24 protein-coding genes are annotated in these 25350 nt (G+C 64.6%); 11 read left to right on the top strand and 13 right to left on the bottom strand.

What is annotated here, in order from left to right; genetic code table 11:
- Positions 1–5 precede the first annotated feature (5 nt).
- The 3 genes from paaC to paaA are packed head-to-tail and all read right to left on the bottom strand — an operon-like array spanning position 6 to position 2259.
- Positions 6–941, bottom strand: coding sequence for a 1,2-phenylacetyl-CoA epoxidase subunit PaaC (gene paaC, locus QUV25_RS15050; protein ID WP_300865137.1), 936 nt, complete (start codon positions 939–941; stop codon positions 6–8).
- Positions 941–1240, bottom strand: coding sequence for a 1,2-phenylacetyl-CoA epoxidase subunit PaaB (paaB, locus tag QUV25_RS15045; protein ID WP_300865135.1), 300 nt, complete (start codon positions 1238–1240; stop codon positions 941–943). Before paaB ends, paaC begins: the two co-directional genes overlap by 1 nt.
- On the bottom strand, positions 1237–2259 hold the full coding sequence (gene paaA / locus QUV25_RS15040) for a 1,2-phenylacetyl-CoA epoxidase subunit PaaA (protein ID WP_300865133.1): 1023 nt from the start codon (positions 2257–2259) through the stop codon (positions 1237–1239). The genes paaB and paaA overlap by 4 nt, the downstream gene beginning before the upstream one ends.
- Before the next feature lie 164 nt (positions 2260–2423).
- Between paaA and QUV25_RS15035 the strand changes: the two genes are divergently transcribed.
- Positions 2424–3107, top strand: a complete 684-nt coding sequence (locus QUV25_RS15035) for a CAP domain-containing protein (RefSeq protein ID WP_300865132.1) — start codon at positions 2424–2426, stop codon at positions 3105–3107.
- An 18-nt stretch (positions 3108–3125) separates the two neighbouring features.
- Here QUV25_RS15035 and rlmJ read toward each other — a convergent pair whose 3' ends face one another.
- Entirely contained in the window at positions 3126–4040 is a 915-nt protein-coding gene (rlmJ, locus tag QUV25_RS15030) for a 23S rRNA (adenine(2030)-N(6))-methyltransferase RlmJ (RefSeq protein ID WP_300865130.1), read from the bottom strand.
- A gap of 212 nt (positions 4041–4252) precedes the next feature.
- Between rlmJ and rplM the strand changes: the two genes are divergently transcribed.
- The 5 genes from rplM (at position 4253) to erpA (ending at position 6794) form a co-directional block, all read left to right on the top strand.
- A complete protein-coding gene (rplM, locus tag QUV25_RS15025) occupies positions 4253–4684 on the top strand; it encodes a 50S ribosomal protein L13 (protein ID WP_300865128.1) in 432 nt (143 codons plus the stop codon).
- A gap of 11 nt (positions 4685–4695) precedes the next feature.
- Entirely contained in the window at positions 4696–5088 is a 393-nt protein-coding gene (rpsI, locus tag QUV25_RS15020; RefSeq protein ID WP_066095514.1) for a 30S ribosomal protein S9, read from the top strand.
- A gap of 151 nt (positions 5089–5239) precedes the next feature.
- Positions 5240–5899, top strand: a complete 660-nt coding sequence (locus tag QUV25_RS15015) for a DUF6776 family protein (protein WP_366945681.1) — start codon at positions 5240–5242, stop codon at positions 5897–5899.
- Positions 5900–5926: 27 nt separating this feature from the next.
- Complete coding sequence (locus QUV25_RS15010; RefSeq protein ID WP_300865122.1) at positions 5927–6325, top strand: polymer-forming cytoskeletal protein; 399 nt, start codon at positions 5927–5929, stop codon at positions 6323–6325.
- 103 nt (positions 6326–6428) lie between these two features.
- Positions 6429–6794 carry an iron-sulfur cluster insertion protein ErpA gene (erpA, locus tag QUV25_RS15005; protein ID WP_300865121.1) on the top strand — a complete coding sequence of 122 codons (366 nt, stop codon included), beginning with the start codon at positions 6429–6431 and terminating at the stop codon, positions 6792–6794.
- An 83-nt stretch (positions 6795–6877) separates the two neighbouring features.
- Here erpA and QUV25_RS15000 read toward each other — a convergent pair whose 3' ends face one another.
- On the bottom strand, positions 6878–8227 hold the full coding sequence (locus QUV25_RS15000; RefSeq protein WP_300865120.1) for a M23 family metallopeptidase: 1350 nt from the start codon (positions 8225–8227) through the stop codon (positions 6878–6880).
- Between the two features lie 296 nt (positions 8228–8523).
- Between QUV25_RS15000 and tyrS the strand changes: the two genes are divergently transcribed.
- Positions 8524–9702 (top strand): tyrosine--tRNA ligase, encoded by a 1179-nt coding sequence (gene tyrS / locus QUV25_RS14995; RefSeq protein WP_300865246.1) that lies wholly within the window; start codon positions 8524–8526, stop codon positions 9700–9702.
- A gap of 22 nt (positions 9703–9724) precedes the next feature.
- Here the strand turns inward: tyrS and QUV25_RS14990 are convergent, their stop codons facing one another.
- The 6 genes from QUV25_RS14990 to glgB are packed head-to-tail and all read right to left on the bottom strand — an operon-like array spanning position 9725 to position 20631.
- Entirely contained in the window at positions 9725–12181 is a 2457-nt protein-coding gene (locus QUV25_RS14990; protein WP_300865118.1) for a glycogen/starch/alpha-glucan phosphorylase, read from the bottom strand.
- 33 nt (positions 12182–12214) lie between these two features.
- A complete protein-coding gene (gene glgA, locus QUV25_RS14985; protein WP_300865116.1) occupies positions 12215–13699 on the bottom strand; it encodes a glycogen synthase GlgA in 1485 nt (494 codons plus the stop codon).
- Entirely contained in the window at positions 13696–14985 is a 1290-nt protein-coding gene (gene glgC / locus QUV25_RS14980; RefSeq protein WP_300865115.1) for a glucose-1-phosphate adenylyltransferase, read from the bottom strand. Before glgC ends, glgA begins: the two co-directional genes overlap by 4 nt.
- Positions 14986–15023: 38 nt before the next feature.
- Positions 15024–16526, bottom strand: a complete 1503-nt coding sequence (gene malQ, locus QUV25_RS14975) for a 4-alpha-glucanotransferase (protein ID WP_300865113.1) — start codon at positions 16524–16526, stop codon at positions 15024–15026.
- Positions 16523–18685 carry a glycogen debranching protein GlgX gene (glgX, locus tag QUV25_RS14970; RefSeq protein WP_300865112.1) on the bottom strand — a complete coding sequence of 721 codons (2163 nt, stop codon included), beginning with the start codon at positions 18683–18685 and terminating at the stop codon, positions 16523–16525. The genes malQ and glgX overlap by 4 nt, the downstream gene beginning before the upstream one ends.
- Positions 18682–20631: a 1,4-alpha-glucan branching protein GlgB gene (gene glgB, locus QUV25_RS14965; protein ID WP_300865110.1), complete on the bottom strand. Its 1950-nt coding sequence runs from the start codon at positions 20629–20631 to the stop codon at positions 18682–18684. Before glgB ends, glgX begins: the two co-directional genes overlap by 4 nt.
- 197 nt (positions 20632–20828) lie before the next feature.
- On the opposite strand from glgB, the gene QUV25_RS14960 reads away from it, so the two are divergent.
- Positions 20829–21758: a cation diffusion facilitator family transporter gene (locus QUV25_RS14960; RefSeq protein WP_300865109.1), complete on the top strand. Its 930-nt coding sequence runs from the start codon at positions 20829–20831 to the stop codon at positions 21756–21758.
- Positions 21755–22198 carry a D-aminoacyl-tRNA deacylase gene (dtd, locus tag QUV25_RS14955; protein WP_300865107.1) on the top strand — a complete coding sequence of 148 codons (444 nt, stop codon included), beginning with the start codon at positions 21755–21757 and terminating at the stop codon, positions 22196–22198. The genes QUV25_RS14960 and dtd overlap by 4 nt, the downstream gene beginning before the upstream one ends.
- Positions 22199–22208: 10 nt before the next feature.
- Here the strand turns inward: dtd and ybeY are convergent, their stop codons facing one another.
- Positions 22209–22667 carry an rRNA maturation RNase YbeY gene (gene ybeY, locus QUV25_RS14950; protein WP_300865106.1) on the bottom strand — a complete coding sequence of 153 codons (459 nt, stop codon included), beginning with the start codon at positions 22665–22667 and terminating at the stop codon, positions 22209–22211.
- 7 nt (positions 22668–22674) lie between these two features.
- Positions 22675–23655 carry a PhoH family protein gene (locus QUV25_RS14945; RefSeq protein ID WP_300865104.1) on the bottom strand — a complete coding sequence of 327 codons (981 nt, stop codon included), beginning with the start codon at positions 23653–23655 and terminating at the stop codon, positions 22675–22677.
- A gap of 40 nt (positions 23656–23695) precedes the next feature.
- On the opposite strand from QUV25_RS14945, the gene ruvA reads away from it, so the two are divergent.
- Together ruvA and ruvB are read left to right on the top strand one after the other, a co-directional pair.
- Complete coding sequence (ruvA, locus tag QUV25_RS14940) at positions 23696–24274, top strand: Holliday junction branch migration protein RuvA (protein WP_300865102.1); 579 nt, start codon at positions 23696–23698, stop codon at positions 24272–24274.
- A gap of 12 nt (positions 24275–24286) precedes the next feature.
- The gene (gene ruvB / locus QUV25_RS14935) at positions 24287–25345 is read left to right on the top strand and encodes a Holliday junction branch migration DNA helicase RuvB (RefSeq protein WP_300865100.1); all 1059 of its coding nucleotides are present in this window, start codon (positions 24287–24289) and stop codon (positions 25343–25345) included.
- The last annotated feature ends 5 nt before the right edge of the window (positions 25346–25350 follow it).

Below are 25350 nucleotides of genomic sequence, written 5' to 3'. Positions count from 1 at the left end.
TGGGATCACCAAACGGCTTGTGGATGCGCGCGTGCCAGGCTCTGCATTTCCGCCAGCAGAAAACCCAGATGCTCTGAATGCACGCCCACATGCCCCTCGGCCACGTAACCCAGGTGCGGCTTGGGGTCGTTGCGTTGCAGTGTCGCCTCGCTCAGGGTTTCCTGGACGATGGCATTCCAGTCTTCGCGCAGCTCGGCCACGCGGACACCGGTGCCGTTGGCCACGGCCTGATCTTCGGCGGGGTTCGCCGCCCAGAAGGCTTCGCAGTAAGGCAGCAGGTGATCCAGCGCGGCCTGGGCGCGCTGCTTCGACTCGTCGGTGCCGTCACCGAAACGCACCAGCCAGTCGCTGGCGTGGCTCAGGTGGTAACGCACCTCCTTGAGCGACTTGGCCGCAATGCCGGCCAGCTGTGCGTCATGAGAGGCTTGCAGCTTTTGCCAGACCAGGACCATGAGCGCGCTGTAGAGGAAGTTGCGCGCGATGGTGGTGGCGTAGTCGCGCTCGGCCACCGCATAACCCACCAGGGCGCCGTGGTGTGGCAGCTCCAGCAGGGTGTGGCAACGGAATTCGCCGGTGTCGCGGAAATAAGCCAGGGTATCTTCGGTGAGCTGGCCGTTCTGGCGTGCGCCCTGCAGGTGGGCAAAGCGCTGGGTCTCTTCCGGGTTGGCGTTGGTCAGCGCGGCGGCGTGCTGGTAGAGCAGACGGGCCTGGCCGATCAGATCCAGGCTGTTGTTGGCCAGCGCCAGGTCTTCTTCGAGGATGGGGCCGTGGCCACACCACTCGGCGTTGCGCTGGCCCAGCACCAGGGCGCAGTCGGCGAGATGCAGCAGATAGTCAATGGGAGCCCCCACGCTCACCGCTTCGCGTGGCTCGCTGCCCCCCGAGGGGGCGCTCGCTGGCTTGGGGTGGCCCTGTTCGGCGTTCAGGTCGGTGGTCGACATTACATGTGCCCCACTTTCTCCGGAATATCGTAGAAGGTCGGGTGTCGGTAGATCTTGTCGGCGGCCGGGTCGAAGAAGCTGTCCTTGCTGTCGGGCTCGCTGGCGGTGATGGTGTTCGAGGGCACCACCCAGATGCTCACACCCTCCTGGCGCCGGGTGTAGACATCACGCGCCATCTGCAGCGCGTGCTGCGCGTCACTGGCATGCAGGCTGCCGCAGTGTTTGTGCTCCAGGCCCTGTTTGCTGCGTACGAAGACCTCCCACAGAGGCCATTCCTTGAGTGCGGGTTGCTCGCTCATGCGGCCTCCTTCTGCTGTCGTTGTTGCTGCTTGCGTGCGTGCGCCAACGCCGCGTCGCGCACCCACTGGCCTTGCTCGTGCGCTTTCACGCGCGTGGCCAAGCGTTCCTTGTTGCAGGGACCATGTCCGTTGACTGTGGCCCAGAACTCGTCCCAGTCGATCTGGCCGTAGTCCCAGTGGCCGCGAGCCTCGTTCCACTTCAAGTCGGGATCGGGCAGGGTCACGCCCAGCACCTCGGCCTGCGGCACGGTGGCGTCGATGAATTTCTGGCGCAGATCGTCATTGGAGATGCGCTTGATGCCCCAGCGCATGCCTTGCACGCTGTTGGGGCTGTCGGCATCGGGCGGGCCGAACATGGCCAGGCATTTCCACCAGTAGCGGTTCACCGCGTCCTGCACCATGGCCTTTTGCTCGGCCGTGCCCTGCATCATCACCAGCAGGGCTTCGTACCCCTGGCGCTGGTGGAAGCTCTCTTCCTTGCAGACGCGGATCATGGCGCGCGCATACGGGCCGTACGAACAGCGGCACAGAGGGATCTGGTTCATGATCGCAGCGCCGTCCACCAGCCAGCCGATCACGCCCATGTCGGCCCAGTTCAGCGTGGGGTAGTTGAAGATGGAGCTGTACTTCGCCTTGCCTGTGTGCAGTCCGTCGAGCATCTGGTCGCGGCTGGTGCCCAGGGTCTCGGCTGCGCTGTACAGGTAGAGCCCGTGACCGCCTTCGTCCTGCACCTTGGCGATCAGGATGGCTTTGCGCTTGAGGCTGGGGGCACGAGAAATCCAGTTGCCTTCGGGCAGCATGCCAACGATTTCGCTGTGGGCATGCTGGCTGATCTGTCGCACCAGCGTTTTGCGATACGCCTCAGGCATCCAGTCGCGCGGTTCGATCTTGCCGTCGGCATCGATCACGGCATCAAAATGGGCCATCAACGCAGCGGTTTCGGCGTTGAGGGGCGCGACCACGGCCTGCGGCCCGGGTTTGTTGTCGGCATCGGCCGTGCTGAACGATTGGGTGTACATCGGCGGTCTCCTGCGTCTGGAATGCGGCGGAATAGGCAGTATAGACAATTAGCCGACCGATCGGTCGGCTAATTCTCGGGCGATTCCTCAGGGTTTTTACGGGGCGATGCGGGCCGGCACAAACGCTTACCTCGCTGGCTCCGTCTGGCCTTAAATTGGCGGCCATGACACACCTGACCCAACTCATTCCACCCACGCCGTCTTCACGCCCTCGCGGCCCGCAACGCCTGGCCCTGGTGGCCCTCGCCATGACCACGGCGTGGTGGCTGACCGCATGCGGTGGCGGCGCAGAGGCTGACAGTGCGGCCCTCCCCGCCGTGGGCGGCACCCTGGGCAGTGCGCCAGTCAGTGCCACCACCACTTCTCCCTCGCCTGCGGCGCCCAGTCCCGTCACCTCTTCGAGTCTGGCGCCTGGCAGCACCTGCAACCTGCCCAACTTCCAGGCCGACCTGTTGCGCCAGATCAACGCCGCCCGTGCGGCCGGGCGCAGCTGTGGTGCCACCGCCTTTGCAGCAACAAACCCCCTGGCCTGGAACGACCGGCTGTTTGCCGCGGCAGTAGGCCATTCGAGCGACATGGCGCGCAACAATTATTTTTCCCACACCAGCCTGGATGGGCGCTCGGCTTCGAGCCGGGTCACCGCCGCGGGCTATGTCTGGCGCGCCACCGGTGAGAACATCGCCGCCGGGCAACGAGACGTGACCACCGTGATGAACGGCTGGCTGGCCAGCGAAGGCCATTGCCGCAACATCATGAATCCTACCTACCAGGATGTGGCGGTGGCCTGCGTGCAGCAGTCGGGCAGCACCTACGGGCGCTACTGGACCATGGTGCTGGCCCGGCCCTGAATCGGTGGAGACGACCTGTCAGCCGCCGGACTCCACGCTTTGCCCTTTGCCGCGCCCCCGGCCCAACACGTCCAGCAGGATGGTCAACGTTTGCTGCAATGCCGGCTTGAGCGTATGGGGTGGGTTGATCACAAACATGCCGCTGGCGGTAAGGCCGGGTCGGTCATCCGGACCATGCGATGGGTCCTGCCCAATCGCCAGGGTGGCGTTCAGCCAGGGGCGCTGGGCCTGGTTGCAGAGCGTCTTGAGGCGCTTGGGCAGGTCATGGGCTTCGGTGCGCGGTATGACGGGGTACCAGACCAGGTAGGTCCCGGTCGGGAAGCGCTTGAGTGAATCCTGTATGCAGGTGCTCACTTTCGCGTAATCGCTCTTGATCTCATAGCTGGGATCGATCAGGACCAGCGCACGCCGGGAGCCGGTGGCCGAAGGTGGTGGCGGCAACAGTGGCTTGAGGCCTTCGAAGCCGTCCTGGCGCACCACCGTGATGCTTCGGCCAGCTTCGAGCTGAGCGATGTTGGCGTCCAGCGTCTTGCCGTCGGTCGGGTGCAGCTCAAAGAGCTTCAGTTTGTCCCGGGAGGCGGTGCGCATGAGCGTGTGCAACACAAAGGGCGATCCGGGATAGACGCGCAGGCTGCCCGACGGGTTGAAGCCAGCGATCAGGTCCAGGTAGTCATCCAGAGCTGGGCTGGCCGGCACCGGCGTGCCCTGGGCTGGGCGGCAAGCCGCCATGAGTTTGACCACGCCGTCTTTGGCCTCGCCGCCCGTTTCCGCGTAGTCGCCGTCCAGCCGATACAGGCCTGCCCCCGCGTGGGTATCCACCAGGGTGATCGCTGGCTCCTTTTGCATCAAATGGCGCAGGGTGGCGATCAGCGTGGTGTGCTTGATCACATCCGCGTGGTTGCCGGCATGAAAGGCATGGCGATAGCTGAACATAGGCCTCATGGTAGCGGTTATGGCCGCCTCGCCACATGGCGCTTGCCTACATCGCGGGAAATTTCGTACAATGGAAGGCTTCGCAGCGAAATAGGCTCCGCGGCGAAGTTGATCTGGTGCCCTGTGCCTGATCGAGCCCCACCTAAGAGGTTTCCAGCAGAGAAACACCGACCGTGGAAAAGAGCCGCCAGACCCTCTCTCAAGAGAAACTCATGACCAAAACGTTCAGCGCCAAACCTGCTGACGTGACGCACGAGTGGTTTGTGATTGACGCGACCGACAAGGTCCTCGGACGAGTTGCCAGTGAAGTGGCTCTCCGACTGCGCGGCAAGCACAAGGCCATCTACACGCCTCACGTCGATACCGGTGACTTCATTGTCATCATCAACGCAGCGAAGATTCGCGTCACGGGCAACAAAGCTCAGGACAAGATTTACTACCGCCACTCGGGCTACCCGGGCGGTATTTACGCCACCAACTTCCGCGACATGCAGGCCAAGCATCCAGGCCGCGCAATCGAGAAGGCGGTCAAGGGCATGTTGCCCAAAGGTCCACTCGGCTACGCCATGATCAAGAAGCTCAAGGTGTACGGCGGTGCCGAGCATCCCCATACCGCCCAACAGCCTAAAGTGCTGGACATCTGAAGGAGCCAGCAATGATTGGTGAATGGAACAATGGCACCGGCCGTCGCAAATCCAGCGTCGCAAGGGTGTTTCTGAAAAAAGGCTCCGGCCAGATCGTGGTCAATGGCAAGGACATCCAGGCCTACTTCGGCCGCGAAACCTCCATCATGATCGCCAAGCAGCCCCTGCTGCTGACCAACCACGCCGATACCTTCGACGTGATGGTCAATGTGCACGGTGGTGGCGAGTCCGGCCAGGCTGGCGCTGTGCGCCACGGCATCACCCGCGCCCTGATCGACTACGACGCCACACTTAAGCCTGAGCTGTCGCAAGCCGGTTTCGTGACGCGCGACGCGCGCGAGGTCGAGCGCAAGAAGGTCGGTCTGCGTTCAGCACGCCGCGCCAAGCAGTTCAGCAAGCGCTAACCGCCTGCTTGCCTGCTGCAAAAGCCGCCCTCAAGTCCGCTTGGGGCGGTTTTTTGCTTTCTGGACCGTGGTTACGTTGGCTTGCAAATTGAAAGGCTCATGAATGCGATTTCGCTGGCTTCGAAGGCGTCTGGCGCATAGCACGCCGCGAATGTCGGTGCGCAGCGCCCTACCGTGGCCCTTGCGCTGGTTGCTGGGTGCGGTGGTGTTGGGTTTTTCGGGGGCGCTGGCCTTGTGGGCGTTCGAATTTGGCAAGGACATCGCCGGGCTGGATCGCAACGCCAAGCAGGAGCTGGCCAGTCTGCGCAGTGAGGTCACGGTGCTGCGCGAGGCGCTGGGCAAATCGCAGTCGATCTCCAACACATCCGAGAGCCTGTTGACGGCTGAGAAAGTGGCGCAGGAGCAGCTGCTGCTGCAGATGCGGCAGCTGGAAGCGGAGAACCAGGCGCTGCGCAGCGACCTGGGCTTTTTCGAGCGCCTCATGCCCGGCACGGGCAGCGCCGAACTCGACATCCGAGGCCTGCAAGTGGAGCGCGTGTCCGAAGGCCAGCTGCGCTGGCAGGCGCTGATGATTCAGGCCAAGAAAAATGCACCCGAGTTCAAAGGCACGCTGGAGATCTCGCTCGCCGGCACGCTTCAGGGCAAGCCCTGGACCAGCTCAGGTGCCGCCAAATCGCAACCGGTTGTCATCAAGAGTTACCTTCGGCGCGAAGGCATGATCGAATTGCCGCCCCTGACCGTGGTAAAAACCGTCACGGCCCGCATCCTGCAGGGCGGTGTGGTGAAGTCGGTTCAAACCGTCAAGCTGTAAGTCCCCTCGTTGTCTGGAGAACCGCTCATGTTCGGCAAGAAAAAGCAGCCCCCCATCAAGAGCCTGATCGCACAAGGCACCCGAATCGACGGCAACGTGATCTTTCACGATGGTCTGCAGGTCGATGGCGAGGTCGTGGGCGATATCCGCGCCAGCGACGAACAGCCCAGCATCCTGGTCGTCAGTCTGGAGGCCACTGTGTCTGGGCAAATTCACGCCGATCACGTCATCATCAATGGCAACGTCAAGGGGCCGGTGCACGCCTTCGAGTTGCTCGAACTTCAGCCCAAGGCCCGCATCGAGGGTGATGTGTCTTACAAAGCCCTGGAAATGCATCAGGGCGCCACGATTTCCGGTCAGCTCAAGCCGATGGTCGGCGCCCTTGAAGACAAACCCACACTGAAACTGGCGGCAAACAACCACTGAATGCATTCGCTCCGGATTTGAGCTAGCATGAATCAGTGGGTTTAAAACCCTGCAAGCCACGGTGTTGTGACCGTGGCCCCCCTATCTGACGACGAGGATTACCATGAACGCTGTGGCCGAAAACATCCCCACCGAGATGCCTGCTCCGCTGATTTTCACCGACAGCGCTGCGGCCAAGGTGGCCGAACTGGTTGCCGAAGAAGGCAACCCGGACCTGAAACTGCGCGTGTTTGTGCAAGGCGGTGGCTGCTCGGGTTTCCAGTACGGCTTCACTTTTGACGAAGTCGTGAACGAAGACGATACCGAAATGGCCAAGAACGGTGTTTCGCTGTTGATCGACGCGATGAGCTATCAGTATCTGGTGGGTGCCGAGATCGACTACAAGGAAGATCTTGAAGGTGCTCAGTTCGTGATCAAGAATCCCAATGCATCCAGTACTTGCGGTTGCGGTTCGAGCTTCAGCACCTGATTCACGGACTCAGGGATCACCAAAAAAAAGGGAGCCACCGGCTCCCTTTTTTGTGCGTGGGCTTGATTCAGCTCGATCAGTAGTCACTCCGCGCTGGCCTGCTGCAGCGTGGCTGCGGCACTCAGCTTCGATCGCTGCTCCTGCGCCACAGCGTCGAACTCGCCGCGCAGCACAGGGTTGATCGGAATGTTTTCGCTCTTGCGAGCGATCTCCAGCGGATCCTGGTGTACGCCGTTGTCGCGGAACTCAAAATGCAGGTGCGGACCGGTGGAAAGGCCAGTGGATCCCACGGCGCCAATGAACTCGCCCTGTTCCAATCTCTGCCCTTTTTTCACGTCGATGCGGCTGAGGTGGGCAAAGAGGGTGGACTTGTTGTCGCGGTGGCTGACTTCGATCACGTTGCCGTAACCACGCTGCCATCCAGCGAAGCTCACCACGCCGTCGGCGATGGTGCGCACCGGCGTGCCCGTGGGGGCCGCATAGTCCACACCCAGGTGTGCCTTCTGGCGACCCAGGATGGGGTGAAAGCGCATGCCGTAGCCGCTGCTCACGCGAGAAAACTCCAGTGGCGAGCTCAGAAAGGCTTTGCGCGAACTCTGGCCATCAAAGCCGAAGTAAGCACCTTTCTGGCCATCCCCGCCGAACCAGACCGCCTGGTGCTCACGGCCGTTGTTGACGAATTCGGCGCTCAGCACCCGGCCAGCGCGCAGTGGTTCGCCGTCGGCCTCCAGGGCTTCGTAGACCACGCTGAAGCGGTCACCTTGGCGGAGATCGCGTCGGAAGTCGATGTCAGACGAGAAGATTTCGGCCAGCTGCACCGCGACGCTGTCGGGCAGGTTGACGGCGTCGGTGGCGGCAAACAGCGAGCTGCGGATGGTGCCGCTGGCCAGACGGGCGGAGGCGGTGAGTTCACCCGATTCCATGCGGGCGCTCAGGCCCTGTGGGGCGCGCTCCACCACCAGGCGGTTGAAACTGCGTTCGTCATTGGGTAACCAGCGAGCGGTGAGGCGCAGCAACTCACCGCGATCGTTGGCTTCCACATGCACCAGCTTGCTGGCGCGGCCGGCCAGCAACTGCTGGGCCGTTGTGTTCTTGCGCAAGAATGTTTCAGCTTCTCGATCGTCCACACCCAGGCGCTTGAGCAGTGACTGAGCCGTGTCGTCGCGGCGCACGGTGTCGCTGCGGTACAGCGTGAGAGGCACTTGCGCCGTCAGCGCGTCCGACGGAAAAGTGGCGATGCTCAGCGTTTCCACGACCTGACTCACGGGCAGGCGGGACGCGTCGGGTGCGAGAGGGGCTATGCCAAAGGCGGTCACACCGGTGCCGAGCAACAGCGCGCCCACACCAGCCATGATTCGGCGGGGATGACGGCTGAGGCTACGGCCGGTGGCCTGCGCGATGGTTCCCAGTTGGCTGAACAGGGCTTGCGTCAAAATCGGAGTCCGGGCTGCAGGTGGCCAGCGCCACGCTGTGGGGGGTCAAAGGGTTGAAGCGGCGAACCAGGGCCGCGGCATTCAGCGAACAACGTGCCTTGTTGCCAGTTGGCAACGGGGAGCGCACTAAAATGCGGCCTCACCCACAAAAATCACGGTTACAGCCTACCATTCTATCGGGCCTAGGGCTTGCCGCATCTGGATTTACACGTATGAGTCTGGCCCAAGTAGACGCCAAAAGTTCTCAGCACAAGGGACCAGGCCAAGAGGACTGGACGGACGGCGTGCGCGAGGCGATGGCTGTCACCCTGCGGGGCTGTGAAGAGTTGCTGCCGCACGACGACTGGGCCAGCAAGCTGGCGCGCGCCGAGCGCAGTGGTGTTCCCCTGCGCATCAAGTTCGGCATGGATCCGACCGCGCCTGATTTGCACTTGGGCCACACCGTTGTGCTGAACAAGATGCGCCAGTTGCAGGACCTTGGGCACACGGTGATCCCGCTGATCGGCGACTTCACCACCACGATCGGCGACCCCTCGGGCCGCAACAGCACGCGCCCGCCACTCACGCGCGAGCAGATCGAGGCCAATGCCCAAACTTACTTTGAGCAACTTCGCCAGGTAGTGGATATTGATCGCGCCGAGGTCCGCTACAACAGTGAATGGAGTGATCCGCTCGGTGCGCGCGGGATGATTCAGCTGGCGGCGCGCTACACCGTTGCCCGCATGATGGAGCGCGACGACTTCCGTCGCAGGTTCGACTCGAACACCCCGATCAGCGTGCACGAATTCCTCTATCCGCTGATGCAGGGCTACGACTCGGTGGCGCTGAAGGCCGATCTCGAGCTCGGCGGCACCGATCAAAAGTTCAATCTGCTCATGGGCCGTCACCTGCAGGCCGAATACGGGCAGGAGCCTCAGTGCATCCTGACCATGCCCTTGCTCGAAGGCCTGGACGGCGTGGAAAAAATGTCCAAGAGCAAGAACAACTACATCGGCATCAGCGAGCCAGCCAACACCATGTTCGCCAAAGTGCTGTCGATCTCAGACACGCTGATGTGGCGCTGGTACACCTTGCTGTCGTTTCAGCCGATGGCGATGATCGATCGCTTGCGGCAGGAGGTAGCCAGTGGCCGCAATCCCAAAGAAGCCAAGGTGGCCCTGGCCAAGGAAATCACCACCCGCTTCCACAGTGCGGCCGCCGCCGATGCGGCCGAGCAGGACTTCATCAACCGCAGCAAGGGCGGCATACCCGACGAGATTGCCGAGCTCAGTCTCTCCGGCGCGCCCATGGGCATTGGCGCATTGCTCAAGGCGGCGGGTCTTGCGCCCTCGACCAGCGAAGCCAACCGCCTGATCGACGGGGGCGGTGTGCGTATCGACGGCACCGTCATCAGCGACAAGGGCCTGAGGCTCGATGCCGGTACGCGGGTGTTGCAGGTGGGCAAGCGAAAGTTCGCGCGGGTCATGCTGTCTTGACGCGCGCCAGCATCCGGCCGCTTCAGGAGTTGATGGGCTTCACATTCCAGATGTCTTCCGCGTATTCTCGAATGGTTCGGTCGGATGAAAACACCCCCATGCCCGCGACGTTGAGGATGGCCTGGCGGGCCCATTCGATGGGTCGCCGGTAGAGCGCATCAACCTTGTCCTGGGCAGCGACGTAGTCGGCATAGTCGGCCAGCAGCAGGTAGTGGTCTGAATCGAGCAGAGCGTTCACCAGATCGTGGTAGCGGTGAGGTTCGGCGGGTGAGAACGCGCCGTCGGCGATGCGGTCAATGGCCAGCTTCAGATCGTAGTTGGATTCGTAGTGCTGTCGTGGCCGATATCCCGCCGCGCGCACGGCCGCCACCTCCTCGGTGCGCAGACCAAAGACGAACATGTTGTCCAACCCGACCTGTTCGGCGATCTCAATGTTGGCGCCGTCCCAGGTGCCGATGGTCAGCGCACCGTTGAGCGCGAACTTCATGTTGCCGGTGCCCGAGGCCTCGGTCCCGGCAGTGGAAATCTGCTGCGACAGGTCGGCAGCGGGGATGATGATCTCGGCCAGCGAAACCCGGTAGTTGGGCACAAACACCACCTTGAGCTTTTCGCCGATCCTGGGGTCGGCGTTGACGACATGGGCCACGTCGTTGATGAGGCGGATCACCTGCTTGGCCATGTAGTAGGCCGAAGCGGCCTTGCCCGCGAAGATGACTGAGCGCGGCATCCAGTTGGCGTGAGGATTGGCCAGGATCTGGTGGTAGCGGGTGATGACGTGCAGCAGGTTGAGCAGCTGGCGCTTGTACTCGTGCATGCGCTTGACTTGCACGTCGAACAGACTCTCGGGGTTGAGGACGACGCCGGTCTCGCGCGCAATGCGCTCGGCCAGCCGGCGTTTGTTCTGCGCCTTGGCCAGCTGGAAAGCATTGTTGAACTCGGGTTCGGTCGCCAGATCTCGCAGCGCGCCGAGCTCGTCCAGGTTGCGCCGCCAGGTGGTGCCGATGCGCGCGTCGATCAGCTCGGACAGCGGCGGATTGGCCTGGGCCAGCCAGCGGCGCGGGGTGATGCCGTTGGTCTTGTTGCAAAAACGCTCCGGGAACACTTGCGCGAAGTCGGCAAAGATGGTCGAGACCATGAGGCGGCTGTGCAGCGCCGAGACACCATTGACCCGGTGCGAGGCCAGCACACTGAGGTAGGCCATCCGGATGCGGCGCGGGCCGTTTTCATCGATCAGCGAGATGCGGCGCAGCAGGTCGTTGTCGTTGGGGAAACGGGCATGCAGCTCGGCGAGGAAATGGGCGTTGAGATCGAAGATGATGCGCAGGTGGCGCGGCAGCACGCGTCCGAACAGGTCGACCGACCAGGTCTCCAGTGCCTCCTGCATCAGCGTGTGGTTGGTGTAGCTGAAGATGCGCGTGCACAGCGACCAGGCCTTGTCCCAGGTCAGACGGTGTACGTCGATCAGCAGCCGCATGAGTTCGGGCACGGCGAGGGCAGGGTGGGTGTCGTTGATGTGGATCGCCACCTTGTCCGGTAGCTGGTCTAGGCTGCCGTGGTCGCGCAGGAAACGGCGCAGCAGGTCTTGCAGCGAGGCGCTGACGAAGAAATACTCCTGGCGCAGACGCAGCTCGCGACCGTGCTCGGTGCTGTCATCCGGGTAGAGCACGCGAGAGACGTTTTCCGAGGCGTTCTTGGCCTCCATTGCCCGGATGTAGTCCCCCTTGTTGAAGGCGTCGAGGTTGATGGCGTGGCTGGCGCGCGCCGACCACAGTCGCAGGGTGGAGACCGAGCCCAGTTCGTAGCCGGGGACTGCATAGTCGTAGGCAACCGCGATCACCTCCTCGGCCTCGATCCAGTGCACACCGCCGTTGTCGGGGTCGAGGCGGCCGCCGAAACACACGCTGTAGCTGAACTCGGGGCGCATGATTTCCCATGGATTGCCCGCCTCCAGCCAGCCATCGGGCTCTTCGACCTGCTGGCCCTTGAGGATGCGCTGGCTGAACATGCCGTAGTCAAAGCGGATGCCGTAGCCCATGTTGGGCAGGCCAAGCGTGGCCATGGAATCCAGGAAGCACGCTGCCAGGCGACCCAGGCCACCGTTGCCCAGGCCAGGGTCGGCCTCCAGGTCGAGCAGCTGATCGAAATCGGCGCCCAGTTGCGCACAGGCTGCACGCGTTTCGTCGTAGATGCCGACGGCCATCAGGGCGTTGCCGAGCATGCGGCCTGGCAGGAACTCCATCGACAGGTAATACACGCGCTTCAAGTCCTGAGCGTGTGTGGCGCGCCGGGTCTCTCGCCAGCGATCCATGACGCGATCGCGGGCCGCGTGAAAAATGGCAAACAGCCAGTCGCGCTGCGTGGCCGACTGAACGTCTTTGCCCACCATGTACACCAGCCGGTTGGCGATGGAGCGGCGCAGCGCGACCACGGTGTTGGTCGGGTGGTCGAATTCGAAATCCGGTTCGGCGGCGTGGTTCATGGGCGTGCGGTGACGTGGTCTTTTGAAAGTGGGTCAGGTAGCTGGTGCGGGCGGCATCAGCGTCGTGAAGAGGGTCGCGTAGGCTTGGGCTGCGTGCTGCCAGTCGAAGCGCAAGGCCATGGCGTTGCGCTGAACGGCGGTCCAGTCAGCGGGGCGCCGTTGCAGGGCAAAGGCGCGGCGCACCGCTTGCGCCATCGCTGCGCTGTTGAAGCCGTGAAAAACAAATCCACTGGCACTGCCATCGTCCAGGTACTCCAGGCTGGCGTCGGTGACGGTGTCGGCCAGGCCTCCCACCGCATGGACCAGGGGCAATGTGCCGTAGCCCATGGCGTAGAGCTGGGTCAGGCCGCAAGGCTCGTAGCGCGAGGGCACCAGCAACACGTCCGACCCGGCGATGATGCGGTGGGCCGTGGGCTCATCGTAAACAAAGTGCAAGCCCACCTGGCCCGGGTGTCGATCAGCGGCCTGCTGCAGCGCCTCGACCAGGCTCGGGTCACCAGTGCCTTGCACCACCAACTGGCCGCCACGCTGCACCAGCTCGTCAAGCACCTCGGGCAGCAGGTGCAGGCCTTTTTGCTCGCTCAGGCGGCTCACCACGCCGAACACTAGGGCATCGGACCGTGCCCTCAAGCCGAACTGCTGTTGCAGCGCGGATTTGTTGCGCGCCTTGCCCTCCAAGTGGCTGGCGTCGTAGCGGTGCTCGATGCGCGGATCGGTCGCCGGGTTCCAGACTGCGTAGTCAACGCCGTTGAGAATGCCGTGCAGCTGACCCTGGCGTTCGCGCAACACACCGTCCAGTCCGCAACCCTGCTCGGGCGTGGTGATTTCCACGGCGTAGCGTGGGCTCACGGTGGTGATGGCCTGTGCGTATTGCAGACCGGCTTTCATGAAGGAAAGCTGACCGTGAAACTCCGCGCCCGTGATCTGCAGCACCGACGGCGGCAGGCCCAGACGCTGCGCAGTCTGCAGGGGGAACAGGCCCTGATAGGCCAGGTTGTGCACGGTGAACACGGTGGGCGGGCGCGGCTGGTCGCCCGACAGCGCCAGGTACAGCGGTGCCAGTCCGGTGTGCCAGTCGTGGGCGTGCAACACATCGGGCTGCCATGCCGGGTCGCCACCCGCCGCCAGCCAGGCAGCGGCCCAGCTCAGCAGGGCAAAGCGCTCGGCGTTGTCTGCCCACTCGCGGCCGTCCGGGTCGAGGTAGGGTCCACCCGGGCGATGAAACAGGGCGGGCGCGTCGAGCAGGTAGAGCTGTTCGTTGGTGGCGATCAGGCGACCGAGCAGGAGTCGGGGCGCGGGCTGCAGTTTACCCAGCAAGGCAGGCCCACCCGGGCCGGTCAGGGTCAGCGCCGGCCCATCGATTTCAACGCCCGCCTGCAGCGCGGCGAAGGCGGGCAACAAGCGGCGCACATCGTGCCCCTCCGTGTGCAGGGCCGTAGGCAAGGCGGTGGCCACATCGGCCAGGCCGCCAGTTTTCAGCAAGGGATACAGCTCGGTGCAGGCGAACAGCACTTTCACCCAGGCTCTCCCTGGGGCTGCGTGGCGGCTGCCACGCGGGCCAGCATGTCGCGGGTGACCAGCACCACGCCTTGTTCGGTGCGAAAGAAATGGCGGGCGTCGGCGTCTGCATCAAACCCGATTTCCATGCCCGGTGGTATGACGCAACCGGTATCGATGACCGCTTTGCGCAGGCGCACATGCCGACCCACCTGCACATCGGGCAGGATGACCGATTCCTCCACCCGGCTGTAGGAGTGCAGGCGCACGCGCGAGAACAGCACCGAGCGGCGCAGGTAGGCGCCCGAGATGATGCAGCCGCCCGAGACCAGCGAGTCCACGCCCATGCCGCGCCGATCGTCGTCGTCGAACACGAATTTCGCCGGTGGCAGCTGTTCCTGGAAGGTCCAGATCGGCCAGTTGCGGTCGTACATGTCGAGCTCAGGCAGTGGCTGGGTCAGGTCCATGTTCGCGGCCCAGTAGGCGTCGATGGTTCCAACGTCGCGCCAGTAGTCGGGTGCGTCCGGCGCGCTCTTCACACACGACAGGCCAAAGGGATGGGCGACCGCTTCGCCGCGTGCCACGAGTGCCGGGATGATGTCTTTGCCGAAGTCTCGGCTGGAGCCGCTCAGTTGGGAGTCGGTCTTGAGCAATTCAAAGAGGTGGTCTGCGTCGAACACGTACACCCCCATGCTGGCCAGTGCATGGTCGGTGCTGCCCGGCATGGGTTGCGGATGGCGCGGCTTCTCTTCGAAGCGCACGATGCGGCGCTGTTCGTTAACGGTCATCACACCAAAGCCCTGGGCCTCGGTCAGGGGTACTTCGATACAGGCCACAGTGCAGCGCGCGCCTTGCGCCACGTGGTCGGCGATCAGGTTGGCGTAGTTCATCTTGTAGATGTGGTCGCCCGCCAGCACCAGCACGTAGTCGGGTTTCTGAGCGCTCAGGATGGTGATGTTCTGGAACACGGCATCGGCCGTGCCCTGGTACCAGGAGTGCTCGTCGATCTGCTGCTGGGCGGGCAGCAGGTCGATGTATTCGCTGAACTCGCTGCGCAGGAACGACCAGCCGCGCTGAAGGTGGCGCAGCAGGCTGTGCGACTTGTACTGCGTGAGCACCGAGATGCGGCGCACCCCGGAGTTCAGGCAGTTGGAGAGCGCAAAGTCGATGATGCGGAACTTGCCACCGAAATAGACCGCGGGTTTGGCGCGCCGGTCGGTCAGCGCATGCAGGCGCGATCCGCGTCCGCCGGCCAGCACCAGGGCGATCGTGCGGCGGGCCAGCTGGTAGGGGTCGTTGTGGTCCATTGGCGGGTCCCCTGAAGTGGTGGTGTGGAAGAACTGGTTCAGGTCCGGCCATGCGCGCGGACCATGGCGCCGAGACGGCGCGCCGGCGTCGCATCAACCATAGTCCAGTCGAATCGCCACGTCCAGCAGCCGCGCGCCTGCCCGGGCACATTCATGCGGTGGCGGCTGTCCAGGCCCAGCACGTCCTGAAACGGCACGAGCAGGGTATTGGCCACCGACTGCGACAGCGCCTGCACCATGGCCCAGTGGACTTCGGTGTCCACCTGCGGGCCGAGGTAGTGGCGCACCGCGTCGCGCACCTCGGGGGCGAGGGATTGCCACCAGCCCACCGTGGTGTCGTTGTCGTGGGTGCCGCTGCAGGCCACCATGCCAGGGGCCAGGTTGTGCGGCAGGTGCATGTTGACCGGCGAGCCGTCGAAGCCGAACTGCATTACCCGCATCCCAGGGAATCCGCAGGCCAGGCGCAGCGCGGTGACGCTGTCGGTGATCAGACCCAGGTCTTCGGCGATGAAGGGCAGCGGACCGAGCGACGTTTCCAGTGCATCGAACAGGGCTTCGCCTGGCCCGGCATGCCAGTGACCGTTGGCGGCGGTGGTGTCGGCTGCCGGAATTTCCCATCCGGCGTCGAAGCCACGGAAATGGTCCAGCCGCACCACGTCGAGCATGGACAGCAGATGCCTCGCGCGGCGCGTCCACCAGCCGAAGTCATCCGCTGCCATGACGTCCCAGCGGTACAGCGGGTTGCCCCAGCGCTGGCCGTCGACGCAGAAGTAGTCGGGGGGGACCCCGGCGACGACGCTGGGTTCGCCCTGCAGGTCAAGCCGGAACTTGCCGGCGTGGGTCCAGACATCGGCGCTGTGGTGATCCACGAACAGAGGGAGATCGCCGACGAAGTGGATGTCGCGCGCATGGGCGGCTGCACGCAGCCGTGCCCACTGGACCTGAAAGCGCCACTGCACAAAGTGCCAGAAGCCGAGGGCGTCCCCGGCCTCGGCGTCCAGGCGCTGCAGTGCTGCCGGGTCACGCTGCGCCAGCTCGGCCGACCAGCGGGTCCAGGCCTCGCCATGGCGTTCGGTCAGGACCATGAAGCGGGCGTAGTCGACCAGCCAGCCCGCCTGTTCCCGCACAAAGTGCTCAAACGCTTCGCGGTCGCCTGCGAGCGCATGTTGACGAAAGCTGTGCCAGGCCTGGTTCAGTGCGGCGCGGCGGTAGGGCATCACGCGCTCGAAGTCGCAGCGGCGTGGATCAAAGCGCTGGTTGGGCAGTGCAGGCAGCCACCCACAGGCCACCAGGTCGTCCAGGTCCACCAGCCACGGATTGCCGGCAAAGGCCGAGGGGCTTCGGTACGGTGAATGACCAGGGCCGGAGGGGGTGAGCGGCAGGATCTGCCAAAGCGACTGGCCAGCCGTCGCCAGCCAGTCCAGAAAATGCAGGGCACCGTCGCCCAGGTCACCCGAGCCATGGCGCCCTGGCAGGCAGGTCAGGTGCAGCAGCACGCCGCTGGTGCGCCGTTGCAGCAGGGGATGAGTGGCATGTTTCATGGCGCTGGCAAGGCTTGGCTTGTCAGGGACCGGACCAGCATCAGCACGGTGAAAGGCTGGACATCGATGCGCCCGGTGAAGAGGCGCGCGGGTTCTCCCTCTGCGGTCACCCAGCCCTGGGCGCTGTCCATCACCAGCTGCCAGATGCCGCCCGGCAGGCTGACCGAGGTGAGCTCGGGGTTGGCGTGGAAGATCAGCATCACGCGCTCCTGCGCTGGCGCTGCGCGCTCGCCGACCGTGATGACGCAGGCCAGCAGGTGCCCGTCCGGGATGTCCCATTCGATGCCGTGCGGATGCGTGCCGCTGGCGTTGCGCCAGTCGATGTCGGGGTAGGCTGCGCCATCCACCGGCTCGCCGGTGAACCAGCACGGATGTCGCAGCGCCGGGTGGCTTCGCCGCAAGCGCGCTAGCCCGCTCACGAACGCGGTCAGCGCTTCATCAGCCTGCGCCCAGTCGAGCCAGGTGGTGGCGTTGTCCTGGCAGTAGGCGTTGTTGTTGCCGTGCTGGCTGTGGCCGAGTTCGTCACCAGCCAGCAATTGCGGCGTGCCCTGTGCACAGAACAGCGTGGCCAGCAGGGCACGCTGCCATCGCGCTCGCCGTTGCAGGATCACCGGGTCGGTGGTCTGACCCTCTTCACCGCCGTTGGCGCTGAAATTGTGGTCGTGGCCGTCCTGCGTGCCTTCGCCGTTGGCCTCGTTGTGCTTGCGCTCGTACGCCGTGAGGTCGGCCAGCGTGAAGCCGTCGTGGGCCGTGATCAGGTTGATGCTGGCAGCGGGCGGGCGTCCACCGGACTGGAACAGGTCGTTGGAGCCGGCCAGGCGGCGTGCGAACTGGCCGCGCGTGCAGTTGTGGCCCAGCCACCAGGCGCGTACCGTGTCGCGGAAGCGGTCGTTCCACTCGTGCCAGCGCGCACTGAACTGGCCGGTGCGGTAGCCATGAGGGCCCACGTCCCAGGGTTCGGCGATCAGCTTGGCGCGTGCCAGCACCGGGTCTTGCGCAATCGTGGTGAACAGCGTGGCCAGCGGGTTGAAGTTGCGACCCAGCTCAGGTGCTCGACCCAGAGCCACGGCCAGGTCGAAGCGAAAGCCGTCTACACCAAAGGCCTGGACCCACCAGCGCAGGCTGTCCATGATGAGCTGGATCACCCGTGGCTGACCCATGTCAAAGGTGTTCCCACAGCCAGTGGGGTTCAAGTGGTGGCCGTTGCCGTCCAGCGCGTACCAGGCGGCGTTGTCCAGACCTCGCCACGACAGCGTGGGACCATGGTCATCGCTTTCGGCTGTGTGGTTGTAGACCACGTCCAGGATCACCTCGATGCCGTGCCGGTGCAGCGTGTCGACCATTTGCCGGAACTCGGCGCGCACCGTCGCGTCGACGCCTTCTCCAGCGCGCGAGGCCAGGCGCGGATCGGGCACAAAGAACGAGAGGGTGTTGTATCCCCAGAAATTGGTGAGACCTTTCTGGATCAGGTGGCGCTCGTCCAAATGCAAGTGAACTGGCAGCAGACACAGGCTGGTCACGCCCAGGCGATGGTAGTGCGCCAGCATGGCGGGGCTGGATACCGCGGCGTACGAGCCCTGGTGCTCGGGCTCCACGCCTGGGTGAAGGCGTGTCAGGGATTTGACGTGCGCCTCGTAGATTAGCGTGTCGCGCCACGCGGTCGCTGGTCCAGGCGTGATGCGCGCGCCGGCTTGCAGCTCGGCTTCGACATCGATCACGCGACCCTTGGGCACGAACGCTGCGTTGTCGGTCGGCTCGGGCTGGGTTGTGGTTTCGGACTGTGGCTCGCTGCGAACCACCAGCTCGTCCAGCGGGCCCACAAGCGCGCGCGCCCAGGGATCGATCAACAGCCGCGCCGGGTTGAAGCGGTGTCCGACCTGAGGCTGCCAGGGGCCATCGACCCTAAGCCCGTAGAGCTGCCCGGCAACGATGCCTGGCACAAAACCGGTCCAGACATCTTCGGCACGCTCGGGCAGACGCCAGCGCGCGGTCTCTGTCTGGCCGTCGGCGCTGAACAGGCAGATCACCACGGCTTGCGCATGGGGAGCGAACACGCACACGTTGAGACCATCGCGCTCGCGCAGGCGAGCAAGCTGCGCACCCATGGGCCACGACCGGCCGGGCTCGCAGCAGGGCACTTGCAGCAGGGGTGCCGTCACGGGCCCTCCGGTTGCAGCCAGAGCACCACTAGCGGCGGCAGCGTGAACGCCGCAGACCAGGCCTGCCCGTGCAGCGGCACATCGTCGGACCGCAACAGACCATGGTTGCCCACATTGCTTCCGCCGTAGTGCGCCGAGTCGGTGTTGAGCGCCTCACGCCAGGTGCCGCCGTGCGGCAGGCCCACCCGATAGCCATGGCGCACGACGGGTGTGAAATTGGCGACCACCACCACCGTGTCCTCCGGGCGCAGGTCATAGCGCGCAAAGGCCAGCACCGACTGCTCGGCATCGTCCACCACCAGCCACTGAAAGCTCTGCGGGTCGGTATCGCGCGCATGCAGCGCTGGCACAGCACAGTAGAGGCGGTTCAAGTCCCCTACCAGGCGCTGCACACCGGCATGCGCCGGGTCCTGCAGCAGCGTCCAGGGCAGCTCGCTGTCGTGGTTCCACTCGGTGGGCTGGGCCAGCTCAGCGCCCATGAAGAGCAGCTTCTTGCCCGGGTGCGCATACATCCAGCCGTAAAGCGCGCGCAGGTTGGCCAGCTGTTGCCAGCGGTCGCCCGCCATCTTGCCCAGCATGGAGCCTTTGCCGTAAACCACCTCGTCGTGCGAGAGTGGCAGCACGTAGTCTTCGCTGTGCGCATACATCATGGCGAAGGTCAGCTTGTGATGGTGCCAGCGGCGGTGCACCGGATCCAGCGCCAGGTAGCTCAGCACATCGTGCATCCAGCCCATGTTCCACTTGTGATCAAAACCGAGACCGCCCTCTGCTGTGCTGCCGGTCACGCGCGGGAACGCGGTCGACTCCTCAGCGGTGGTCATGGCCTGCGGTGCTTCGCGATGCAGCACGTCGTTCACTTCGCGCAGAAATGCGATGGCTTCGTAGTTCTCGCGCCCGCCGTCGCGGTTCGGAATCCAGTCTCCGGCGGACCGGCTGTAGTCGCGGTACAGCATGGAGGCTACGGCGTCCACACGCAGACCATCGACGCCGTATTGCTCGATCCAGAACAGCGCATTGCCGACCAGGAAGTTGCGCACTTCGTGGCGGCCAAAGTTGTAGATCAGCGTGTTCCAGTCGCGGTGCACGCCCTCTCGAGGGTCCTCGTGTTCGTAGAGGGCGCTGCCGTCGAACCGGGCCAGCGCATGTTCGTCGGCCGGGAAGTGGGCCGGCACCCAGTCGAGCACGACCTTGAGGCCGGCTGCATGGGCGGCCGCCACGAAACGCCGGAATCCGTCGGGTTGGCCATAGCGCGCGGTGGGCGCATACAGGCCGGTCGGCTGGTAGCCCCAGGAACCGTAGAACGGGTGTTCGCTGATGGGAAGCAGCTCCAGGTGGGTGAAGCCCAGTCCAGCGGCGTAGGGAACCAGATGCTCGGCCAGGTCATCCCAGGTGGGCAGCACATCAGGGCCGTTCGGGCGCCGCCAGGAGCCAACATGCACCTCGTAGATGGCCATGGCCCGATGCGGTCGCGTGTGCTCTGCGGTCGGTGTGGCGGCGGGCCTCAGTGGCGCGCAGATCCGCGCGGCGTTGCCCGGGGGCAGTTCGGTTTCGCGTGCGTAGGGGTCGGTCTTGAAGACGTGGCTGCCGTCGCTGCGCTGGACGTCGAACTTGTACCAGTCGCCCACCGACGCCTCGGGCACAAACAGCTCCCACACGCCGCATTTGGGGCGCAATTGCATGGCTTGCGGCTGCCACTGATTGAAGTCGCCCACCAGTCGCACTTGCCGAGCGTGCGGAGCCCAGACGGCGAACGCGGTGCCGGTCTCGCCGTCCAATTGCGTGACATGCGCACCCAGCTTCTGCCAGGGGCGCAGGTGCTTTCCTTCGGCCAGCAGCCAGACGTCGGTCTCTCCGAGCCACTGGCGGGCTGAGCCATCGGACAAATGAACAGCGTCTGTGTCCTGCTCGGTCAATGAGGTGGCGGGTACTGAGGGCGCAGTCGTCATGGTGTTGCACGCATTCTTGCACCGTTCTTCTGCCCGAACGAGAACCGCCGTGGCCACACATCGACTTCGGTCCGCGGTTGTCGGGTGCGGGCGTCAGGGCGTCAGGGCGTCAGGGCGTCAGGGCGTCAGGCCATTCGGCCTTCTGTGCGTTGCTGCCGGGTTGCCGATGGGTGTGGGCGCTGCGCGACAATAGTCCCATGAATTCCGCGACCCTCCAATGGATGACCCCCAAGCGCTTGCTCATAGCTTCGGTCGTGGTCGCGCTGTTCACCATCACCCTCAAGACGCTCGCCTGGTACGTGACCGACTCGGTCGGTCTGCTGTCGGACGCGATGGAGTCGCTGGTGAACCTCGCCAGTGCGCTATTTGGGCTGGTGATGGTCACCGTGGCCGCGCGGCCTGCGGACGACGATCATCCCTACGGGCACCACAAAGCCGAGTACTTTTCGTCGGGCTTTGAAGGCATCCTGATCATTGCGGCGGCGATGGGCATCATCTGGGCGGCAGCACACCGTTTTTTTGATCCGCAGCCCATCACGCAGGTGGGTTGGGGCCTGAGCCTCTCGGTGGCCAGCTCGGCGCTCAATGGTCTGCTGGCATGGGTGATGTTTCACGCTGCGCGGGAGCACCGCTCCATCGCGCTGGAGGCCGACGCCAAACACCTGGTGACCGATGTCTGGACCTCGGCCGGCGTGGTGGTTGGCCTGACGCTGGTGCATTTCACAGGCTGGCTGTGGCTGGATCCGGTGGTGGCCATCGCGGTGGCGCTCAACATCCTGAAAGAGGGTTATCACCTCATCTGGCGTTCCTCGCAGGGCCTGATGGACGAGGCGCTGGAGCCTGAAGTGCTGGTCACCATCAACGAGACCCTGGCAGGCTTTGCTCACCAGCGAGGAGAGACCGAAATCGTCCGTTTTGACCACCTGACCACCCGCAAGGCAGGCCAGCGCAGGTTTGTCGACCTGCACATGCACATGCCGGCCTCGTGGACCCTGGGCCGCGCAGCGGCGGTGCGCGGCAGCGTGGAGCAGGCACTCATGAGCGCCGTACCTGGTCTGCGCGCCACCATCCAGTTGCTGCCCAGCGACGTGGAAGCCCATTTTGATGATGCCAGGGACCTGATTTGATCGCTTTGTTGCAGCGGGTGAGCGAGGCCAGGGTGGAGGTCGATCGCGAGGTGGTGGGCGAAATCGGTGCCGGTCTGCTGGTGCTCTTTTGTGCTGAACCACAGGACACAGAAGCCCTGGCCGAGAAGATGCTCAGCAAAATCCTCAAGCTGCGCATCTTCGGCGACGAGCAGGGCAAAATGAATCGCAGCGTGCAAGACGTGGGCGGCGGTCTGCTGCTGGTCAGCCAGTTCACACTGGCGGCCGACACGCGCAGCGGCAACCGGCCAGGGTTTACCGGAGCGGCACCGCCGGCGTTGGGCGAAGCGATCTTCAATCACTTCGTGGCCCTGGCCCGCGAGCGCCACCCCGTGGTGCAGACCGGGCGGTTTGCGACCGAGATGAAGGTCCATTTGGTGAACGACGGGCCGATCACCATCCCTCTGCAGATGAGCGCCTAGGCCGGCAGCATCAACCGGCGTAGGGGTCAGGTTGTCCCAGCCCGGCCAGGATGGCCGTTTCGCGGGCCTCCATGGCGCGCGCATCGGCTTCGCTGGTTTCGTGGTCCCAGCCCTGGGCGTGCAGCGTGCCGTGCACCAGCAAGTGCAGGTAGTGCTGGTCCAGCGGTTTGCCAAGTGCCTTCGCTTCCCTGGCCACCACCGGTGCGCACAGCACCAGATCGGCCATCACCAGCGGTTCGACGGCGTAATCGAAGGTCAGCACGTTGGTGGCGTGGTCCTGGTGGCGGTAGTCGCGGTTCAGCGCCAAGCCTTCGGCTTCGTCGACGATGCGCACCGTGATCTCTGCGTCGCATGACAAGGCATGGCGAATGGCCCGGATCACCCGGTGTCGGGGCAAGGCGGCGCGGTGCACGGCAGGGTCGGCCAGTGCACCGAATTGCAGCGAAAGGGTCAGGGCAGGCCGTGCCATGGTGGACTCAGGCCTTGGCGCGTCGCGCTCGCTTGACCGCTGGCACGGCTTCGTCGGCCACCTCACTGCGCGCGTCGTAGGCGTCCACGATGCGGGCGACAAGCGGGTGGCGCACCACGTCAGCGCTGGTCAGGCGGCACATCGAGATACCCTGCACCCGCTTCAAAACCCGCTCGGCGTCGATCAGGCCCGAGAGCTCGGTGCGCGGCAGGTCGATCTGGCTCACGTCGCCGGTCACCACCGCCTTGGAGCCGAAGCCGATGCGGGTGAGGAACATCTTCATCTGCTCCACGGTCGTGTTCTGCGCCTCGTCCAGAATCACGAAGGCATGGTTCAGCGTGCGCCCGCGCATGAAGGCCAGCGGCGCGATTTCGATCTGCTGGCGCTCGAACGCTTTCACCACCTTGTCGTAACCCATCAGGTCGTAGAGTGCGTCGTACAGCGGGCGCAGGTAGGGATCGACCTTCTGGCCCAGGTCGCCGGGCAGAAAGCCCAGCTTTTCGCCGGCCTCGACCGCCGGGCGGGTGAGCACGATGCGCTGCACCGCACTGCGCTCCAGCGCATCGACCGCGCAGGCCACGGCCAGATAGGTCTTGCCGGTGCCGGCGGGGCCAATGCCGAAGGTGATGTCGTGCGTGGCCATGTTGTCCAGGTATCGCGCCTGGGCCGGCGTTCGGCCGCGCACCTCGCCGCGCCGTGTCTGCATGGCGACACCGTCTTCGCCTGCCGGCAGCGCGGTGTCGCCGCTGAGCATGAGCTGCACCGTCTCAGCCGGGATCGGCTTCTTGGCGATTTCGTACAGGGCCTGCAGGGTCTCCAGCGCCTGGTTGGCCTTGGCTTTCGGTCCTTCGATGCGGAACTGCTCAAAGCGGTGCGCCACCTTGACCTGCAGGCCCGCCTCGATGCTGCGGATGTGGCTGTCCATGGGGCCGCACAAATGGCCCATGCGGAGGTTGTCGGGCGGGGAGAAAGTGTGTCTGAGGATCAAACGGATAATCCGGTGAGGCTGATAACCAAGGAATCCCGCCATGATAGGCAAGTTGACCGGCACCCTGCTGGAAAAGAACCCGCCCCAGATCCTGCTGGACTGCCATGGCGTGGGCTACGAGGTGGATGTGCCCATGAGCACGTTCTACAACCTGCCAGGTGTGGGTGAGCCTGTTTCGCTGCTCACGCACTTTGTGGTGCGTGAAGATGCGCAGATCCTCTATGGCTTTGGCAGCGCCAGCGAGCGTGAAGCCTTTCGCCAGCTGGTCAAGATCAGTGGTGTGGGTCCACGCACCGCGCTCTCGGTGCTCTCGGGCATGAGCGTGGCCGACCTCGCGCAGGCGGTGAGCGCGCAGGACAGCGCACGCATCGTCAAGGTGCCCGGCATTGGCAAGAAGACCGCCGAGCGCCTGCTGCTCGAACTCAAGGGCAAACTCGGCGCCGATCTGAACCTGCCTGGTGCCGGTGCGGCCGCTGGAGATGCGGCCAGCGACATCCAGCAGGCTTTGATGGCACTGGGTTACAGCGAAAAGGATGCGGGCGCCGCGCTCAAGGCGCTGCCGAAAGACGTGGGCGTGAGCGATGGCATCAAATTGGCGCTCAAGGCGCTGGCGAAGTAAGCTGAGACGCACATGAGCATTCAAACCGACGACTTCGCTCCCGCCCCGCGCGTGGTCTCGGCCGCGCCGATTTCGCCTAAGGAAGAGGCGATCGAGCGCGCATTGCGGCCCAAGCTGCTCGATGAATATGTGGGCCAGGCCAAGGTGCGGGAGCAGCTGGAGATCTTCATTGGTGCAGCGCGCAAGCGCGGCGAGGCGCTGGACCATGTGCTGCTGTTTGGCCCGCCGGGCCTGGGCAAGACCACGCTTTCGCACATCATTGCCCAGGAGCTTGGCGTGAACCTGCGCCAGACCAGCGGGCCGGTTCTGGAAAAACCCAAAGATCTGGCAGCTCTGCTGACCAACCTGGAAGCCAACGACGTGCTGTTCATCGACGAGATCCATCGGCTCTCGCCGGTGGTCGAAGAGATCCTGTACCCGGCGCTGGAGGACTACCAGATCGACATCATGATCGGCGAGGGCCCGGCGGCGCGCAGCATCAAGCTCGACCTGCAGCCCTTCACCCTGGTCGGGGCCACCACGCGCGCGGGCATGCTGACCAACCCGCTGCGCGACCGCTTTGGCATCGTCGCGCGGCTCGAGTTCTACAGCGCCGAGGAGCTCACCCGCATCGTCACACGCAGCGCCGGTCTGCTGAACGCGCCGACCGAAGCCGAAGGTGCGTTCGAAATTGCGCGCCGCTCCCGTGGCACGCCGCGTATTGCCAACCGACTTCTGCGCCGGGTGCGTGACTATGCCGATGTGAAGGCCGACGGCCGCATCACCGCCGACATCGCCGGGCGGGCGCTGACCATGCTTGACGTCGACCCGCAGGGTTTCGACGTCATGGACCGCAAGCTGCTGGAAGCGGTGATCCACCGTTTCGATGGCGGGCCGGTCGGGCTGGACAACATCGCAGCCAGCATCGGCGAGGAGCGCGACACCATCGAGGACGTGATCGAGCCCTACCTGATCCAGCAGGGTTACTTGCAGCGAACGCCGCGCGGGCGCATCGCCACGCTGGCCGCCTACCGCCACCTGGGCGTGGCGCCGCCAGCCTCAGACGCCGGTCTGTTTGCGCCGGGCGTCTGAGGACT

It is taken from the genome of Hydrogenophaga sp. (assembly GCF_030373245.1).
Classification (GTDB): Bacteria; Pseudomonadota; Gammaproteobacteria; order Burkholderiales; family Burkholderiaceae_C; genus Hydrogenophaga.
Note: the sequence above shows the minus strand (reverse complement) of the source record. Positions and strands in the feature narration are given on the sequence as shown.

Bases quoted from the DNA above. Each gene is read 5' to 3' on its own strand.
- paaC (WP_300865137.1), bottom strand. From the start codon at position 941: ATGTCGACCACCGACCTGAACGCCGAACAGGGCCACCCCAAGCCAGCG.
- paaB (WP_300865135.1), bottom strand. From the start codon at position 1,240: ATGAGCGAGCAACCCGCACTCAAGGAATGGCCTCTGTGGGAGGTCTTC.
- paaA (WP_300865133.1), bottom strand. From the start codon at position 2,259: ATGTACACCCAATCGTTCAGCACGGCCGATGCCGACAACAAACCCGGG.
- QUV25_RS15035 (WP_300865132.1), top strand. From the start codon at position 2,424: ATGACACACCTGACCCAACTCATTCCACCCACGCCGTCTTCACGCCCT.
- rlmJ (WP_300865130.1), bottom strand. From the start codon at position 4,040: ATGTTCAGCTATCGCCATGCCTTTCATGCCGGCAACCACGCGGATGTG.
- rplM (WP_300865128.1), top strand. From the start codon at position 4,253: ATGACCAAAACGTTCAGCGCCAAACCTGCTGACGTGACGCACGAGTGG.
- rpsI (WP_066095514.1), top strand. From the start codon at position 4,696: ATGATTGGTGAATGGAACAATGGCACCGGCCGTCGCAAATCCAGCGTC.
- QUV25_RS15015 (WP_366945681.1), top strand. From the start codon at position 5,240: ATGTCGGTGCGCAGCGCCCTACCGTGGCCCTTGCGCTGGTTGCTGGGT.
- QUV25_RS15010 (WP_300865122.1), top strand. From the start codon at position 5,927: ATGTTCGGCAAGAAAAAGCAGCCCCCCATCAAGAGCCTGATCGCACAA.
- erpA (WP_300865121.1), top strand. From the start codon at position 6,429: ATGAACGCTGTGGCCGAAAACATCCCCACCGAGATGCCTGCTCCGCTG.
- tyrS (WP_300865246.1), top strand. From the start codon at position 8,524: ATGGCTGTCACCCTGCGGGGCTGTGAAGAGTTGCTGCCGCACGACGAC.
- QUV25_RS14990 (WP_300865118.1), bottom strand. From the start codon at position 12,181: ATGAACCACGCCGCCGAACCGGATTTCGAATTCGACCACCCGACCAAC.
- glgC (WP_300865115.1), bottom strand. From the start codon at position 14,985: ATGGACCACAACGACCCCTACCAGCTGGCCCGCCGCACGATCGCCCTG.
- malQ (WP_300865113.1), bottom strand. From the start codon at position 16,526: ATGAAACATGCCACTCATCCCCTGCTGCAACGGCGCACCAGCGGCGTG.
- glgB (WP_300865110.1), bottom strand. From the start codon at position 20,631: ATGACGACTGCGCCCTCAGTACCCGCCACCTCATTGACCGAGCAGGAC.
- QUV25_RS14960 (WP_300865109.1), top strand. From the start codon at position 20,829: ATGAATTCCGCGACCCTCCAATGGATGACCCCCAAGCGCTTGCTCATA.
- ybeY (WP_300865106.1), bottom strand. From the start codon at position 22,667: ATGGCACGGCCTGCCCTGACCCTTTCGCTGCAATTCGGTGCACTGGCC.
- ruvA (WP_300865102.1), top strand. From the start codon at position 23,696: ATGATAGGCAAGTTGACCGGCACCCTGCTGGAAAAGAACCCGCCCCAG.
- ruvB (WP_300865100.1), top strand. From the start codon at position 24,287: ATGAGCATTCAAACCGACGACTTCGCTCCCGCCCCGCGCGTGGTCTCG.